At 70.4% G+C, this 16,143-nt stretch carries 12 protein-coding genes and 1 pseudogene; 9 read left to right on the top strand and 4 right to left on the bottom strand.

Going from position 1 to position 16,143, the window contains the following annotated elements; genetic code table 11:
- The 3 genes and pseudogenes from A5696_RS28035 to A5696_RS18340 form a co-directional block, all read left to right on the top strand.
- A pseudogene (locus A5696_RS28035) lies at positions 1 to 517 on the top strand (hypothetical protein); the annotation flags it as partial.
- A 142-nt stretch (positions 518 to 659) separates the two neighbouring features.
- On the top strand, positions 660 to 1,652 hold the full coding sequence (locus A5696_RS18345; RefSeq protein WP_067882110.1) for a permease: 993 nt from the start codon (positions 660 to 662) through the stop codon (positions 1,650 to 1,652).
- A complete protein-coding gene (locus A5696_RS18340; protein ID WP_067882107.1) occupies positions 1,652 to 2,383 on the top strand; it encodes a TIGR03943 family protein in 732 nt (243 codons plus the stop codon). The genes A5696_RS18345 and A5696_RS18340 overlap by 1 nt, the downstream gene beginning before the upstream one ends.
- Before the next feature lie 82 nt (positions 2,384 to 2,465).
- Here the strand turns inward: A5696_RS18340 and A5696_RS18335 are convergent, their stop codons facing one another.
- From A5696_RS18335 to A5696_RS18320, 4 genes are all read right to left on the bottom strand, one after another.
- On the bottom strand, positions 2,466 to 2,921 hold the full coding sequence (locus tag A5696_RS18335) for a transcriptional repressor (protein WP_082969057.1): 456 nt from the start codon (positions 2,919 to 2,921) through the stop codon (positions 2,466 to 2,468).
- A 31-nt stretch (positions 2,922 to 2,952) separates the two neighbouring features.
- On the bottom strand, positions 2,953 to 3,813 hold the full coding sequence (locus A5696_RS18330; RefSeq protein WP_082969058.1) for a metal ABC transporter permease: 861 nt from the start codon (positions 3,811 to 3,813) through the stop codon (positions 2,953 to 2,955).
- Between the two features lie 62 nt (positions 3,814 to 3,875).
- The gene (locus tag A5696_RS18325) at positions 3,876 to 4,664 is read right to left on the bottom strand and encodes a metal ABC transporter ATP-binding protein (protein WP_067882098.1); all 789 of its coding nucleotides are present in this window, start codon (positions 4,662 to 4,664) and stop codon (positions 3,876 to 3,878) included.
- The gene (locus A5696_RS18320; protein ID WP_067882095.1) at positions 4,651 to 5,442 is read right to left on the bottom strand and encodes a metal ABC transporter solute-binding protein, Zn/Mn family; all 792 of its coding nucleotides are present in this window, start codon (positions 5,440 to 5,442) and stop codon (positions 4,651 to 4,653) included. Before A5696_RS18320 ends, A5696_RS18325 begins: the two co-directional genes overlap by 14 nt.
- 253 nt (positions 5,443 to 5,695) lie before the next feature.
- On the opposite strand from A5696_RS18320, the gene A5696_RS18315 reads away from it, so the two are divergent.
- From A5696_RS18315 to A5696_RS18290, 6 genes are all read left to right on the top strand, one after another.
- The gene (locus A5696_RS18315) at positions 5,696 to 6,601 is read left to right on the top strand and encodes a class I SAM-dependent methyltransferase (protein ID WP_067882093.1); all 906 of its coding nucleotides are present in this window, start codon (positions 5,696 to 5,698) and stop codon (positions 6,599 to 6,601) included.
- A gap of 107 nt (positions 6,602 to 6,708) precedes the next feature.
- On the top strand, positions 6,709 to 8,208 hold the full coding sequence (locus A5696_RS18310) for a PPE family protein (protein ID WP_067882090.1): 1,500 nt from the start codon (positions 6,709 to 6,711) through the stop codon (positions 8,206 to 8,208).
- A gap of 172 nt (positions 8,209 to 8,380) precedes the next feature.
- Positions 8,381 to 10,234 carry a type VII secretion AAA-ATPase EccA gene (gene eccA / locus A5696_RS18305; protein WP_067882089.1) on the top strand — a complete coding sequence of 618 codons (1,854 nt, stop codon included), beginning with the start codon at positions 8,381 to 8,383 and terminating at the stop codon, positions 10,232 to 10,234.
- Positions 10,231 to 11,850, top strand: a complete 1,620-nt coding sequence (gene eccB / locus A5696_RS18300; RefSeq protein WP_067882085.1) for a type VII secretion protein EccB — start codon at positions 10,231 to 10,233, stop codon at positions 11,848 to 11,850. The genes eccA and eccB overlap by 4 nt, the downstream gene beginning before the upstream one ends.
- Entirely contained in the window at positions 11,847 to 15,815 is a 3,969-nt protein-coding gene (gene eccCa, locus A5696_RS18295) for a type VII secretion protein EccCa (protein WP_067882082.1), read from the top strand. Before eccB ends, eccCa begins: the two co-directional genes overlap by 4 nt.
- Positions 15,816 to 15,817: 2 nt before the next feature.
- Entirely contained in the window at positions 15,818 to 16,126 is a 309-nt protein-coding gene (locus tag A5696_RS18290; protein ID WP_067882078.1) for a PE family protein, read from the top strand.
- The last annotated feature ends 17 nt before the right edge of the window (positions 16,127 to 16,143 follow it).

The raw sequence follows: 16,143 nt of genomic DNA, 5'->3' as shown, positions 1-16,143 counted from the left end.
GAAGGCCGCGCCCGCGGGCCCGGCACCGGCTCCGCCCGCGGCCGCCGGCCCGCCGGGTTTCTTCCCTCCCTATGCGGTGGGGCCTCCCGGCATCGGCTTCGGCTCCGGAATGGGGGCCAGTGCAAGCTCCAGCGCGAAAAGAAAAGCGCCGGAACCAGACACCGCGGGGGCCGCGGTTGCCGCGGCGGCCGCACGGGAGGCGGCGCGAGCGCGCAGACGGCAGCGGGCGCGGCAGCGCGGCTACGGCGACGAATACATGGACATGAATGTCGACGTGGACCCGGATCGGGGTGGATCCCGCGCCGAGCCAGGGGCCTTCGACCGGGGCGCCGGAACGCTGGGGTTTGCCGGCACGGGCCGCACGAAGGCGGCCGCCGAGGCCGCGGGCTTGACCACCCTGGCCGATGACGAATTCGGCGGTGGCCCGCGGATGCCGATGTTGCCGAATACGTGGGGCCCGGGCGGTGCCGGCGAGGGTCCCGAACGGGGCCGCGACGGCGAACGACGCGACGGTTGACGTTGCGAGCTCGTCAATCCGCCGCGCCTACACCCGGCGTGCCGGCGCATAAATCGCTCCTCGACTCGCTGAGCTCAGGGAGCTGCCGCAGACATCGTCCGCAGGTCCCGATCTGTGGGCCGCGCGCTGACATACTGGCGTGATGGCGACGCTGAGGACCCGGCCCAGGTTGCGGGTCGGGTCGATGGAAGTGCTGGTGGGCATTCTGCTCGTCGGCGCATTCGCGGCGACGCGGCTGCGCAGCGCGGTCGCGCTCAGCCCGGCGTTGTCGACCGCTGGCACCGTGTTCTGTGGGGTGTTCGTGCAGGCGGTTCCTTTCCTGGCGCTCGGGGTGGTGGTCAGCGGACTGATCGCGGTGTTCGTGTCGCCCGAACGATTGGCGCGCTGGCTGCCGCGTCGTCCCGCCGTGGCGGTGTTGGCCGCCGGCGTCGGCGGGGCGGCGCTGCCCGGCTGCGAATGCGGTTCGGTTCCGGTGGCGCGGCGATTGTTTGGCGAAGGAGGGGCCACGGGGGCGGCGGCTTTGGCGTTCATGCTGGCCGCGCCGGCGATCAACCCCGTGGTGCTCGTGGCCACCGCGGTGGCGTTTCCCGGTGCGCCGAAGATGGTCGTCGCGCGCATGGGGGCGTCGCTGCTCACCGCGGTGATCATGGGCTGGTTGTGGTCACGTTGGGGCCGCGCGGAGTGGATCACCCGCCGGTTGCCCGCTTCGGGAACCAGGACCGAGTCGCGCTGGACGGTGTTCGCCGAGGCTGCAAGACACGACTTTCTGCAGGCCGCATCGTATTTGGTAGTGGGCGCCGCCGCGGCGGCCGCGCTCCATGTGGTGGTGCCGCGCTGGGTGTTCACGCGGATGGCGTCGAACCTGATCCTGGGTGTGGCGGTGATGGCCGCTCTGGCAGTGGTGCTGGCGTTGTGTTCGGAGGCCGATGCGTTCGTGGCCGCCAGCATGATCATGGTGCCGCTGCTGCCCAGGCTCGTGTTTCTGGTCGTGGGCCCGGCCGTCGACGTCAAGCTGTTCGCAATGCAGGCGGGGATGTTCGGCCGGGCTTTCGCGGCCCGCTTCGCCCCCGCCACGTTCCTCGTCGCCGTCGCATGCGCCTGTGGCGTCGGGCTGTTCGTTCTGGGTGGTAGGTGATGACCCGCGAAACCGAGAACACCGTGCTGCTGGTGGTGGGCATCAGCATCGTCATGGTCACGATCACGGGCGAGTTCACCCGTTACGTCAGGCCGGGACTGCTGCCGTGGCTGGTCGCATCGGCGGTGCTGCTCATCGTCTTGGCGCTCGTCGCGATGGTCGGCGACATCCGCCGCGGCGGGCCGCGGATCGGGGAAGGGGTCGACGATCACGACCACGGGCACTCCCATAGTCGCGGCATCGTGTGGCTGCTCGTCGTCCCCATCGTGGCCCTGTGCTTCGTGACGCCGCCGGCGCTGAGGCCGTCGGCTGCCGCGCCGTCGGTGACGTCGGTGTCCAATGATGTTCTGAATAGGGCGTTTCCGCCGATTCCCCCGGGCAGGGCTCCCGAACTGTCGCTGCCGGAGGTGCTGATGCGCGAGGCCCAGGACACCACCGGCTCGCTGAAGGGGCGGCCGATCACCGTGACCGGCTTTGTGCTGAACGAGGCGCAGGGCGTTGACCTTGGCCGCGTCGTCATCATCTGTTGCGCGGCCGACGCCCAACTGGCGCGCATCCACCTGGGCGGCCCGGCCGCCGCCCTGGCCACCGGATTACCCGACAACACCTGGATTCGGGTGGAGGGTGAAGTCCCGCCCAGGCAACCGAATTCGCCCAAGATCCCCACCCTGCACGCCACCGCGGTCACTCGCATAGCTGCCCCGGCGAACCCCTACGATTACCCTCATTGATGGCTTGCCGTTGCCTCGATTGCTCCGGCCGGCGACCGCCGTATCGTCGACAGCGCCGGCCTGGTGGAGAAGTCCACCGCCGCTACGGTGGCCGTCGACGGTCCGCCGGCGGTGCTTGAGACGCCGGAGCGGTTCGGCACCGCGGACAGATGCCATAGAGATCGACGTAATGTGTGACGTCGGTGTAGTGGTGCTGGCGGCTCAGCCTGCGGGTGCCCTCTTCGATGTCGGCGGGGGTGAATCCCACTGCGTGGCCGCACAGCCGGCAGACCAGATAGTGACAATGACCGGGCCCGGTTCGCGCACGGTAGAGGACCTCGCCGTCCTCGGCGCGCTGGGTCTCGGCGATCCGGTCGGCGGCCAGCGTACGCAGGATGCGGTAGGCGCTGGTCAGTCCGATCCGCAGCCGGCGGTCTCCGCGAACGTCGAGATAGATCTGTTGCGCGCTGCGGAAGTTCTCCTGCTCCCGGAGGACCTCCAACACGGCTCGTTGCTTGGCCGTGGAGCGTCGCCGCGGCGGTCCAGCAGGCGAAGACACGCGGGACACTCCTCTCTGCGCCTGACCGTCCTCAAAGCCCCGAGGTTGCGGAACGAGGCTCCGATGATGCTGTCAGTCTGGTTGAGGCGCCGGCTGATTCGTCTACGCCTTGGGCGCCCACGCGCCGACGGCGGTCGCTTATCCAGACGGTCAGCCAGATGACGCAGGCGATGGTGACGATGGGGAAACTCGGCGGCAGGTTGAACATGGCGGACGCGCCGAGTCCGAGCCACACCGCGCCCAAGCTGATCGCCGTCGAAGCGATCATCGCCATTGCCGGCCGCGGGGTCAGCATGATCGCGGTGGCGGCGGGGGTGACCACGAGGGCAAACAACAGCAAAGTCCCGACGGCCTGAACCGCCATCGTCACGGTGACCCCGAGCAGCGCCATGAAGATCATGGACAACGCACGCACGGGCACGCCTTTGGCCTCGGCAACCAATGAGTTCACCGAACTGAACAGCAGAGGCCGATAGATGACTCCGACGCTGAGCCCCAGCACCAGGAGCAGGACCGCGAAGCTGAGCAGTTGATCGTCGGAGATGGCGAGCAGGTTTCCGAATAGAACATTGGTTAACGTGCTGGAGCTCTTGGTGGCCAGCGAGTTGAAGAACAATCCGAGACCGCTCGCCGCGGCCAGAACGGTCCCGGTGACCACTTCTCGATCGACGGCGCGCTTGCCCAGCGCGCCAATCGCCAGCGCCCCGCCCACGCAGAACACGCACAGCCCGACGATGATCGGCAGGCCCAACAAAACCGCGCCCGTAGCGCCCGGAAAACCGATGTGGGCCAACGCATGTGCGGCGAAAGCGGTTTGTCGCACCACGACGAAGTAGCCGATCAGTCCGGCGGCCAGCGCGACGATAGTCCCGCCGACAAGGGCGTTGCCCATGAACGGCGATGTCAGAATCGGCCACCAATTCGGTTGGTAGCCCAAGGCCTCGAAGTGGGCGGTCACAATGTGCTCCTCATGTACAGCTCCCCGTGCAGGGTGTGCGCGACTTCGATTGGCGTGCCGTACAGATGGGTCAGCAGCGCTTCGTCCACGACTTCGTGGATCGGCGCGTAATGCGGATGCCCGTCCAGCAGGTAGATCGCGCTGTCGAGAATTGGCAGCAGCGGGTTCAGGTCGTGGGCGACCACGAGGATGGTCACCGCCAGCTCGGTGTGCAGTCGGGCGAGCAGTGCGACGATGTCGCGTTGACTGTGAATGTCCAGTGACGCCAGCGGTTCGTCGAGGATCAGCAGCTGCGGTTGTGCCACCAGAGCTGCGGCGAGTGCGATGCGTTGGCATTGCCCGCCCGAAAGCGTCGATAGCCGCCGGTGGGCGATGTCGGTGGCCTCGACGGCGGCCAGGGCCTGAGCGACTCGCTTCCGTTGGGCCGCGGTGCTGGGCGCAAACGCCCATCGGCGCCCGGTGAGCCCGAGCATCACCGCGTCGGAGGCGCGGATGGCTTCCCCGGAGCTCTCGGCATAATGCTGTGGCACGTAACCGATGCGGTCGTTGGCCTGCCCCGGGCGGCGGCCGAACACCTCGATCTGTCCGCGCGCGGCCGGGACCAAGCCGAGGACCATGTGCAACAAGGACGTTTTGCCCGAGCCATTGGGCCCGATGACGGCGACAATGCCGCCGGCCGGCACCGTGAACGTGCCATGTGACCAGATGAGCCGCCCGCCGCGGATTGCGCTGACGTCGGTGAACACCAGCGCGGGCGAGGCGGCGGCGGGGTCAGACACTGACACCGAGCGCCTTGCCCAATGAGACGAGCTGGGCGCACTGCCAGCCTTCGAACGAGGTCTGCCCGGGTGGCACGGTCTCGGTCACTTCGACGACCGGCACCCCGGCCTGTTGGGCGGCCGAACGGATCTGCTGGGGGATCGACCCCTCGGTCTGGGTGTTGTAAATCAGGACGTCTATGCCTCGCGTCCCCAGCGCGGTGCGAAACGCGTCGATGTCTGCCGGTGACGGATCTGTCTCGTTGGCAGTCGCCCGCTGATAGCCCTTTGGGGTCTTGTTGACGAGGCCCAGTGCCTGCGCTTGATAGTCGAAGACAGTCTCCGTGGCCGCGTAGGCCTTGCCTGCCGCCCCCGCCTTGATCTTGCCGATCATGTCCGTGTACGGCGCGATTGCGGAAGTGAAAGCCGATCGCCGCGAGCTGAAGTAGTCCGCGGCTTGGGGGTCGATCTTGCTCAATTCGGCGGTCACGGCGTCGGCGACGGCAGTCACCGCCGAAGGCAGGTACCACAGATGCGGATTGGCGCCCTCCGGGGTCTTGGTGACTTCCGCGGCGCTCACCACATGGGCACCGGCGGCGGAGCCGGCGGCCAGCTTGGCGGCCCACGAGTCGTAGCCGGCGCCGTTGATGACGACGAGCTTGGCGCCCGCGAAGGACTCCGCATCCGCGGGCGATGGCTCGTAGTCGTGCGGATCCACCGATGAGCTGGCCAGCACGGTTTTGACGGCTGCGCACGCGCCGCTCAGCTGGGAGACGATGTCGCCCCACTGGTCCACGCTGACCACGACAGCGACCGGGGCGCTCGGGCAAGACGCGGCGGCGGTGCTGCCGGTGGCTCCCGGCGCGCTGGTGGCCCCAGCAGGCGAAGAGGTCGTGGTCTGATTCGTTGAACAGCCCGCCACGGCGAGTGTCAGCCCGGCGGCGGCGACCCACGCGCGGAGGGGGCGGAAGCGCAAGACACTCACGGGAGAACGATAACCGTTTTCATTTGTGCTGCGCGAGGGGCTGGGCGTTTTTGGGCCGCGTAATGTCGGTTCCGTGCGTAGTGAAGGTGATACCTGGGACATCACAACGAGTGTCGGTTCGACCGCGCTGTTCGTAGCGACCGCGCGGGCGCTGGAGGCGCAGAAGCCCGACCCGCTGGCCCTCGACCCGTATGCGGAGTTGTTCTGCCGCGCCGTCGGCGGTCCCGCCGCCGACGTCCTCGACGGCAGGGAACCCGACCACCCGCTGAAGAGCCCCGACTTCGGCGAGCACTTCGTCAACTTCCAGGGCGCCCGCACCCGCTACTTCGACGAGTACTTCCGCCGGGCGGCCGACGCGGGCGTGCGACAGGTGGTCATCCTGGCGGCCGGCCTGGACTCCCGCGCCTACCGGCTGGACTGGCCGGCGGGGACCACGATCTTCGAGTTGGACCGTCCGCAGGTCCTCGACTTCAAGCGGGACGTGCTGACCGGCCACGGCGCCCAACCGCGCGCCGAGCGCCGCGAGATCGCCGTCGACCTTCGCGATGACTGGCCACAGGCCCTGCGCGACAACGGTTTTGACGCGGCCAAGCCGTCGGCGTGGATCGCCGAGGGCCTGCTGATCTACCTGCCCGCCGCCGCGCAGGAGCAGCTGTTCACCGGCATCGACGGCCTCGCCGGGCACGGCAGCCACGTCGCGATCGAGGACGGCGCCCCGCTCGACCCGGACGAGTTCGAGGCCGCGGTCGAGGAAGAACGCGCGGCCACCGCCGAGGGCGATCAGCGCCTGTTCTTCCAGCTGGTCTACAACGAGCGGCACGCGCCGGCCACCGAATGGTTCGGCCGGCGCGGCTGGACCGCCGTCGGCACCCCACTGGCGGACTACCTCCGGCAGGTCGGCCGGCCGGTGCCCGGCCCCGACACCGAGGCCGGGCCGATGATCGCCCGCAACACCCTGGTCAGCGCCGTCAAGGCCTGACGGGAACTTTTCCCCGCCGTCCACCGACTACTACCCGGGGCTCGCGACGCCGCCCAACAGCCCAGGCGGTCGTTCAGTCCAGCCCGATCGGGTAAGGAGTCGTTGCCATGACCGCGCCGGTGTGGATGGCGTTGCCCCCTGAGATCCATTCGGCCCAGTTGAGCAGCGGTCCCGGCCCGGGGGGGCTCCTGGCCGCCGCCGCGGGTTGGAGTTCGCTGAGCTCCACCTACGCGTCCGTGGCCGACGAACTCACCGGGATCCTGGCCGCCGTGCAGGCCGGGGCGTGGGAGGGGCCGACCGCCGAGCGGTACGCGGCCGCGCACGCTCCCTACCTGGCCTGGCTGATGCGGGCCGGCTCCAACAGCGCGGCGGCCGCCGCCCGGCACGAGACCGCGGCGTCCGCCTACACCGCGGCGCTGGCCGCGATGCCGACCCTGCCGGAGCTGGCGGCCAACCACGCGATCCATGCGGTGCTGCTGGCGACCAACTTCTTCGGCATCAACACCATCCCGATCGCGCTGAACGAGGCCGACTACGTCCGGATGTGGGTCCAGGCGGCCACCACGATGGCGACCTATCAGGCGGTCGCCGGCACCGCGGTGGCGTCGGCGCCGCAGACCGACCCGGCGCCGCAGATCCTGGCCGCCGACGACAACAGCGACGGCACCGACACCGGCGACAGCGGCGACATCATCGACAACGATGCCGGCGACCCGACGCAGCTGAGTTGGTGGGAGAACCGTTTTCTCGAGATCTTTCAGACGCTGGGCCGCGACATCGAGGAGTTCCCCGAGAACCCCGGCGAGTCCATCGCGCAGATCGAATCCGACATCCCCGCGTTGGTCGCGGACGAGGCCACCCACGTGGGCGAGGTCTTCTCCACCTTTCCGCAGCTGCAGGCCGTCATCCCGCTCGCGCTCACCGCGCCGCTCGGCGCCGGTTTTCTTGGCGGGTTCGCGGGCCTGGGCGGGCTGTCCGCAATCCAGCCCGCCGCGGTGAGCCCCGCCGCGGCGGCCGCCCCCGTCCCGGACGCGCCGGGCATGGCGGCGGCCGGCGGCCTGCCTGCGGTCAGCGTCGCCGCCACGGCCCCGGCCATCACCCCCGCCCCGGCTTCCGTGCCGGCCCCCGCGCCGGCGCCGGTGTCGGCGGCGGCCGGAGCCCCCCCGCCGTCCCCGGGCGTCGCGGGCGGCGGTTTTCCCTATCTGGTGGGTGGCCCGACCATGGGGGCCAGCGCCGGGATCGGCGCGGGCGCAAGGCGCACGGCGCCGGAGCCCGACAGCGTCGCGGCCCCCGCGGCGGCGGCGGCCGCGCGACAGGAGGAACGGGCGCGTCGGCGCCGGCGGGCTTCGATGCGCGACCACCATCGGGGGTACCGGTTCGAGTTCGTCGACCCGGAGTGGGACACCGGCGAAGAGCCGGCCTTCGGCGCGGCGGGGGCGGTCGCGTCCGAGCGCGGCGCGGGCGCCCTGGGTTTCGCCGGTACGGAGCGCCGGGAGGCGGTGGCGGCAGCCGGGTTGGCCACGCTTCCCGCTGACGAGTTCGGCGGCGGGCCGGCGGTACCGATGGTGCCGGGGACCTGGATTGATAATGAAAACGATTTTCAGTAAGCTCCGATGGTCGCCGGTTTGCCATTCGCCGACGAACACGCTGGTCAACGGCGGTGGAACGGGTCACGAATGGTGAGCCCTACGGGCTCGGGAGCCTCGACAGTTAGCTTATGCAATGCTAACTTCAGGCAGGTTAGGTTAGGGGAGGCTACGTAGATGAACAGGAGCGGCCGTGGAGCGCGGTGACACGGGCATGCTCTCCGCCCGGCCCGTCGGCTCCCGCTCGGACGTCAGGGTCGACGGCGACGTCGTCAGCCGGTTCGCCACCTGTTGCCGCGCGCTCGGCATCGCCGTGTACGACCGCCGGCGCCCGGCCGACCTGGACGCCGCCCGCTCAGGTTTCACGGCGCTGACGCGCGTCGCGCATGACCAGTGCGACGCCTGGACCGGGCTGGCCGCCGCCGGCGACGTCTCCCTGCGTGTGCTGGAAGCCGTCGCCCGCACGGCGGCCACCGCGGGGCGGCTGCAGCGCCAGGTGGAGCTGGCGCCCGGAGCCCTGGGCTTTCGCTACGACACCGGCCTGTACCTGCAGTTCCGCGCCGCCACCCCCGACGACTTCCACCTCGCCCACGCCGCGGCGCTGGCTGCAACAGGGCGGTTCGCCGAGGCGCACGAGATCGTCGACGGCCTGATCAAACGCCGCCCCGGCTGGCGCGAGGCCCGGTGGGCCGCCGTCGTCATCAACTACCGCGCCGAGCGCTGGTCGGACGTCGTCAAGCTGCTGACCCCGATCGTCAACGACACCGATCTCGACGAGACGTTTTCCCACGCGGCGAAGGTGACCCTCGGCACCGCGCTGGCCCGGCTGGGCATGTTCGCGCCGGCGCTGTCCTACCTCGAGGAGCCCGACGGGCCCGTCGCGGTCGCGGCGGTCGACGGCGCGCTGGCCAAGGGGCTGGTGCTGCGCGCGCACGTCGATGAGGAGTCGGCGAGCGAAGTGCTTCAGGATCTGTACGCGGCCCATCCCGAGAACGAGCAGGTCGAACAGGCCTTGTCCGACACCAGCTTCGGGATCGTGACCACCACGGCCGCGCGCATCGACGCGCGCACCGACCCCTGGGACGCGGCGACCGAGCCCAGCGCCGAGGACTTCGTCGACCCCGCCGCCCACGAGCGTAAGGCCGCGCTGCTGCACGAGGCCGAACGCCAGCTCGCCGAGTTCATCGGCCTGGAAGAGGTCAAGAACCAGGTGTCGCGGCTGAAGAGCTCGGTGGCCATGGAGCTGGTCCGCAAGCAGCGCGGGCTCGCGGTGGCGCAGCGCACCCATCATCTGGTGTTCGCCGGGCCGCCCGGGACGGGCAAGACCACCATCGCCCGCGTGGTCGCCAAGATCTATTGCGGCCTCGGGCTTTTGAAGCGGGAGAACATCCGCGAGGTGCACCGCGCCGACATGATCGGCCAACACATCGGTGAGACCGAGGCCAAGACCAACGCGATCATCGACAGCGCGCTGGACGGGGTGCTGTTCCTCGACGAGGCCTACGCCCTGGTGGCCACCGGGGCCAAGAACGACTTCGGGCTGGTGGCCATCGACACCCTGCTGGCCCGCATGGAGAACGACCGCGACCGGCTGGTGGTCATCATCGCCGGCTACCGCGCGGACCTGGACAAGTTCCTCGACACCAACGAGGGCCTGCGGTCGCGGTTCACCCGCAACATCGATTTCCCCTCCTACACGCCGGGGGAATTGGTGGAGATCGCGCACAAGATGGCCGAGCAGCGCGACAGCGTCTTCGAGCCGGCAGCGCTGGACCACATGGAGGCCCTGTTCTCGAAGTTGGCCACGGAGTCGACGCCCGACGCCAACGGGATCTCGCGGCGCAACCTCGACATCGCGGGCAACGGCCGGTTCGTCCGCAACATCGTGGAGCGCTCCGAGGAAGAACGCGAATTCCGGCTCGACCATTCGGAGCACGCCGGAACCGGGGACTTCAGTGACGAGGAGCTGATGACGATCACCGACCAGGACGTCGAGAAGTCGGTGGAGCCGCTGCTGCGCGGTCTCGGGCTGTCGGTGCCGGCATGACGACCAATAACCATGAGCCCGAAGGGGACCGGCGCTCGTTCGCCCCGCGGACCCCGGTCAACGACAACCCCGACAAGGTGGAATACCGGCGCGGATTCGTCACCCGCCATCAGGTGAGCGGCTGGCGTTTCGTGATGCGCCGGATCGCTTCCGGCATCGCCCTGCACGACACCCGGATGCTGGTCGACCCGTTGCGCACCCAGTCCCGCGCGGTGCTGATGGGCGTGCTCATCCTGGTCACCGGCCTGGCCGGCTGTTTCGTATTCTCGCTGATCCGGCCCAGCGGGTCGGCGGGCAACAACGCGGTGCTCGCCGACCGGTCGACCGCCGCGCTGTACGTGCGGGTCGGTGACGACCTGCACCCGGTGCTCAACCTGACCTCCGCACGGCTGATCGTCGGACACCCCGTCAACCCCACCACGGTGAAAAGCAGTGAGCTGGACCGCTTTCCGCTGGGCAACCTGATCGGCATCCCGGGCGCCCCGGAGCGCATGGTGCAGAACGCCTCGCACGACGCCGACTGGACGGTGTGCGACGCCGTGAGCGGCACCACGCACGGCGCCCACAGCACGGGCGTCACGGTGATCGCCGGCCCACCCGACGGCACCGGCGCGCGGGCGACCGCGATCCACTCCAACCAGGGGATCCTGGTGGACTTCCCCGGTGACAGGGGCGACACCACCTGGCTGCTCTGGGACGGCAAGCGCAGCCAGGTCGACCTGTCCAACCACGCGGTGACGAACGCGTTGGGCCTGGGGCTGGGAGGCTCACAGGTGCCCGGGCCGCGGCCGATCGCGCAAGGTCTGTTCAACGCGATCCCCGAGTCCCCGGCGCTGACGGCACCGCCGATCCCGAATGCCGGTGGGCCCGCGCCCTTCTCGGTGCCCGCCCCGATCGGCGCGGTCGTGGTCTCCTATGGCCTGGAGCAGAACTCGTCCGGCACCCTGCGCTACTACGCGGTGTTGCCCGACGGCCTGCAGCCGATTTCGCCGGTGCTCGCCGCGATCCTGCGCAACTCCAATTCCTATGGGCTGGACCAACCGCCGCGGCTGGGCGCCGACGACGTGGCGAGGCTGCCGGTGTCGCGGATGCTGGACACCGGCCGCTACCCGGATCGGCAGATCGACGCGATCGACGCGGCGAAGAGCCCCGTCGCCTGCGCGCACTGGAGCAAGCCGGCCGGCGCGGCGGCGAGCTCGTTGAGCCTGCTGTCCGGGTCGGTGCTGCCGATACCGGACGCGGTGCGCACGGTGGACCTGGTCGCCGGCGGCTCGGCCGGCATCGCCACTCGTGTCGCCCTCGCGCCGGGTACCGGCTACTTCGCCCAGACGGTGGGCGGCGGACCGGCGGCACCGGCGGCCGGCTCGTTGTTCTGGGTCTCCGACACCGGGGTGCGGTACGGCATCGACACCGAGGCCGACGGCGCGGCCGGGCACGGGAAAACGGTTGAGGCGCTTGGCCTGAACGCGCCCGCGGTGCCGGTCCCGTGGTCGGTGCTGTCATTGTTCGCGCCGGGCCCGACGCTGTCGCGCGCCGACGCGCTGCTGGCCCACGACGGCCTGGTACCCGATGCCCGGCCGGGCCGCCCGGTCGCGGCGCAAGGAGAGGGCCGATGAGCCGACTGATTTTCGAAGCCCGCCGCCGGCTCGCGCCGCCGACGACGCGCAAGGGCACCATCACCATCGAGGCGCCGCCGGAGCTGCCCCGGGTTGTTCCGCCGTCGTTCCTGCGGCGCGCCATGCCCTACGTGCTGGTGATCCTGATCGTCGGCATGGTGGTGGCGCTGGTGGCCACGGGCATGCGGGTGATCTCCCCGCAGACGCTGTTCTTCCCGTTCGTGCTGCTGCTGGCGGCGACCGCGCTGTACCGCGGCAACGACAACAAGACCCGCACCGAGGAGGTCGACGCCGAACGGGCCGACTACCTGCGTTACCTGTCGGTGGTGCGGGACAACATCCGCACCCAGGCCGCCCAGCAGCGCGCGGCCGCCGAGTGGTCGCACCCGGACCCGGCGGCGCTCGCAGCGGTACCCGGCTCGCGCCGCCAGTGGGAGCGCGACCCGCACGACCCGGACTTCCTGGTGCTGCGGGCCGGTCGCCACGAGGCGCCGCTGGCGACCGCGCTGCGGGTCAACGACACCGCCGACGAGATCGACCTGGAACCGGTGTCGCACAGCGCATTACGCAGCCTGCTGGACACCCAGCGCACGGTCCGCGACGTGCCCACCGGAATCGACCTGGCCAGGGTCGCCCGGATCACCGTGCTCGGCGCCCAAGAAGAGGTGCGGGGCGCGTTGCGCGCCTTGATCGCTCAGGCCGTGGCGTGGCACGACCCCACGGTGCTCGGGGTGGCGCTGGCCGCGCGCGACCTGGAGGACCCGGACTGGTCCTGGCTGAAGTGGCTGCCGCACGCCGACATTCCCGGCGAGCTCGACGGCGTCGGGCCGGCCCGGTTCCTGTCGACCGACGCCGACGAGCTGGCCGAGATGCTGCGGCCCGCGCTGGCCGACCGGCCCGCGTTCACCGGTGCGCCCGCGGATGCGTTGCGGCACCTGCTGATCGTGGTCGACGACCCCGACTTCGACCTCAACGCCTCGGCGCTGGCGACGGGCCGGGCGGGAGTCACCGTCGTGCACTGCTCCGCCACACCCCCGCACCGCGAGCAGTATTCGGATCCGGAGAAGCCGATCCTGCGGATCGCGGGCGGAACCATCGAACGCTGGCAGACCGGCGGCTGGCAGCCCTACATCGACAGCGCGGACCGGCTCGGCGCCGACGACGCGGCCCACCTGGCCCGTCAGCTGTCGCGGTGGGACTCCAACCCGACGCACGCCGGCCTGCGCTCCGCGGCGACCCGCGGCGCGACGTTCACCACGCTGCTGGGCATCCCGGACGCGTCGCAGCTCGACGTCCCGACGCTGTGGGCGCCGCGCCGCCGAGACGACGAGTTGCGCGTCCCGATCGGCGTCACCGCGACGGGCGAGCCGCTGATGTTCGACCTCAAGGACGAGGCCGAGGGCGGGATGGGCCCGCACGGCCTGATGATCGGCATGACCGGTTCCGGCAAGTCGCAGACCCTGATGTCGATCCTGTTGTCGCTGTTGACAACCCATTCGGCGGACCGGCTGATCGTCATCTACGCCGACTTCAAGGGGGAGGCCGGCGCCGACAGCTTCCGGAACTTCCCGCAGGTGGTCGCGGTGATCTCGAACATGGCCGAGAAGAAGTCGCTGGCCGACCGCTTCGCCGACACGCTGCGCGGCGAGGTGGCCCGCCGGGAGACACTGCTGCGGGAGGCCGGCCGCCGCGTGCAGGGCAGCGCGTTCAACTCGGTGACCGAGTACGAGAACGCGGTAGCCGCCGGGCACGACCTGCCGCCGATCCCGACGCTGTTCGTGGTCGCCGACGAGTTCACCCTGATGCTGGCCGACCACCCGGAATACGCCGAGTTGTTCGATTACGTTGCGCGCAAAGGCCGCTCGTTCCGCATCCACATCCTGTTCGCGTCCCAGACGCTGGATGTGGGCAAGATCAAGGACATCGACAAGAACACCTCGTACCGAATCGGTTTGAAGGTGGCCAGCCCCAGCGTGTCCCGCCAGATCATCGGCGTCGAGGACGCCTACCACATCGAATCCGGCAAGGAGCACAAGGGCGTGGGCTTTTTGGTGCCCGCACCCGGCGCGACCCCGATCAAATTCCGCAGCACCTACGTCGATGGCATCTACGAGCCGCCGCGGGCGGCCAAAGCCCTTGTGGTGCACTCGAACCCGGAGCCCAAGCTGTTCACGGCCGGGATGGTTGAGCCCGATCACGGCACGGTGATATCCACCGGTGAGGACGAGGAGGTCGCCGGGCCGCCGCGCAAGCTGATCGCGACCATCGGCGAACAGCTGGCGGGCTACGGTCCGCGGGCGCCGCAGCTGTGGCTGCCGCCGCTGGACGAACCGATCCCGCTGACCGCGGTGCTGGCGCGCGCGGGCGTGCCCCAAGGGCAATGGCGCTGGCCGCTCGGCGAGATCGACAAGCCCTTCGAGATGCGCCGCGACCCGCTGGTGTTCGACGCCACCTCGTCGGCGGGCAACATGGTGATCCACGGCGGCCCCAAGTCGGGGAAATCGACCGCGCTGCAGACGTTCATCATGTCGGCGGCCGGCCTGCACTCGCCGCGCGAGGTCACGTTCTACTGCCTGGACTACGGCGGCGGGCAGCTGCGGGCGCTGGAAGACCTGGCCCACGTCGGCGGCGTCGCCTCGGCGCTGGAGCCCGAGCGCATCCGCCGCACCTTCGGCGAGCTGGAGCAGCTGCTGCTGTCGCGGCAGCGGCGCGAGGCCTTCCGCGAGCGGCACGGTTCGGCGCCCGACGACGGCTACGGCGAGGTGTTCCTCGTCATCGACAACCTGTATGCATTCGGCCGGGACAACACCGACCAGTTCAACACGCGTAATCCCTTGCTGGCCAAGGTGACCGAGCTGGTCAACATCGGGCTCGCCTACGGCATCCACGTGGTGATCACCACCCCGAGCTGGCTGGAGGTGCCGCTGGCCATGCGCGACGGCCTCGGACTGCGGCTCGAGCTCAAGCTGCACGACGCGCGGGACAGCAACGTGCGGCTGGCCGGCGCGCTGCGCCGCCCCGCCGACAGCGTCCCGCACGACCAGCCGGGCCGCGGATTGACCATGGCCGCCGAGCATTTCCTGTTCGCCGCCCCCGAACTCGGTCAGATCCCCGCGATCAACGCCCGCTACCCCGGGGTGTCCGCGCCGCCGGTTCGGTTGCTGCCCACCAACCTCTCACCCGACGGGCTGGGGCCGCTCTACCGCGGGTCGGAGTCGGTGGTCATCGGCCAGCGCGAAGAGGACCTCGCGCCCGTCGTCGTCGACTTCGCCCAGAACCCGCTGCTGATGGTGTTCGGCGACAGCAAGTCCGGGAAGACCACGCTGCTACGCCACCTCATCCGCACCATCCGCGAGCACTCCACCGCCGACCGGGTGGCGTTCACCGTGCTGGACCGGCGGCTGCACCTCGTCGACGAGCCGCTGTTCCCCGACAACGAATACACCGCCAACATCGACCGGGTCACCCCCGCGATGCTGGGCCTTGCCAACCTGATCGAGTCCCGGCGGCCACCGGCGGGCCTGTCGCCGGCGGAGCTGTCCCGCTGGAGCTACCAGGGCCACACCCACTACCTGATCGTCGACGACGTCGACCAGATACCCGATGCGCCGGCGATGAGCGGTCCCTACGTGGGGCAGCGGCCGTGGACCCCACTGATCGCGCAGCTGGCACAGGCCGGCGATCTGGGCCTGCGGGTGATCGTCACGGCGCGGGCCACCGGGTCGGCCCACGCGCTGATGACGAGCCCGCTGCTGCGCCGCTTCAACGACCTGCAGGCGACCACGCTGATGCTGTCCGGCAATCCGCAGGACAGCGGCAAGATCCGCGGTCAGCGGTTCGGCCGGATGCCGGCCGGCCGGGCGATCCTGCTGGGCGACAGCGACATTCCGACGTACGTGCAGTTGGTCAACCCGCTGGCCGGGGAGACCGTGATGTCCGGTGAGACGCAACAGAAGGGGAGTTAGTCATGACGTTGCGAGTGGTTCCCGAGGGGCTGGCCGCGGCCAGCGCGGCCGTGGAGGCGCTCACGGCGCGGCTGGCGGCCGCGCACGCGGCGGCGGCACCGGCGATCACCGCGGTGGTGCCGCCGGCGGCGGATCCGGTGTCGCTGCAGGCGGCCGCGGGATTCAGCGCCCAGGGCCAGGAGCACGCCGCCGTCGCCGCGCAGGGTGTCGAGGAGTTGGGCCGCGCCGGCGTCGGCGTGGGCGAGTCCGGCGCGAGTTACCTCGCCGGCGACGCCGCGGCGGCGGCGACCTACGGGATGGCGGCCGGCTGACAGTGACGTCCCCCCTT

Origin of the sequence: Mycobacterium sp. E2699 (assembly GCF_001666745.1) — a bacterium.
Lineage (GTDB): Bacteria > Actinomycetota > Actinomycetes > Mycobacteriales > Mycobacteriaceae > Mycobacterium.
This window is presented reverse-complemented; position numbering and strand designations above follow the sequence as displayed.

What these genes read in the sequence shown, in the direction of transcription:
- A5696_RS18345 (WP_067882110.1), top strand. Translation starts at nt 660, where the DNA reads ATGGCGACGCTGAGGACCCGGCCCAGGTTGCGGGTCGGGTCGATGGAA.
- A5696_RS18340 (WP_067882107.1), top strand. Translation starts at nt 1,652, where the DNA reads ATGACCCGCGAAACCGAGAACACCGTGCTGCTGGTGGTGGGCATCAGC.
- A5696_RS18330 (WP_082969058.1), bottom strand. Translation starts at nt 3,813, where the DNA reads ATGGGCAACGCCCTTGTCGGCGGGACTATCGTCGCGCTGGCCGCCGGA.
- A5696_RS18310 (WP_067882090.1), top strand. Translation starts at nt 6,709, where the DNA reads ATGACCGCGCCGGTGTGGATGGCGTTGCCCCCTGAGATCCATTCGGCC.
- eccB (WP_067882085.1), top strand. Translation starts at nt 10,231, where the DNA reads ATGACGACCAATAACCATGAGCCCGAAGGGGACCGGCGCTCGTTCGCC.
- eccCa (WP_067882082.1), top strand. Translation starts at nt 11,847, where the DNA reads ATGAGCCGACTGATTTTCGAAGCCCGCCGCCGGCTCGCGCCGCCGACG.
- A5696_RS18290 (WP_067882078.1), top strand. Translation starts at nt 15,818, where the DNA reads ATGACGTTGCGAGTGGTTCCCGAGGGGCTGGCCGCGGCCAGCGCGGCC.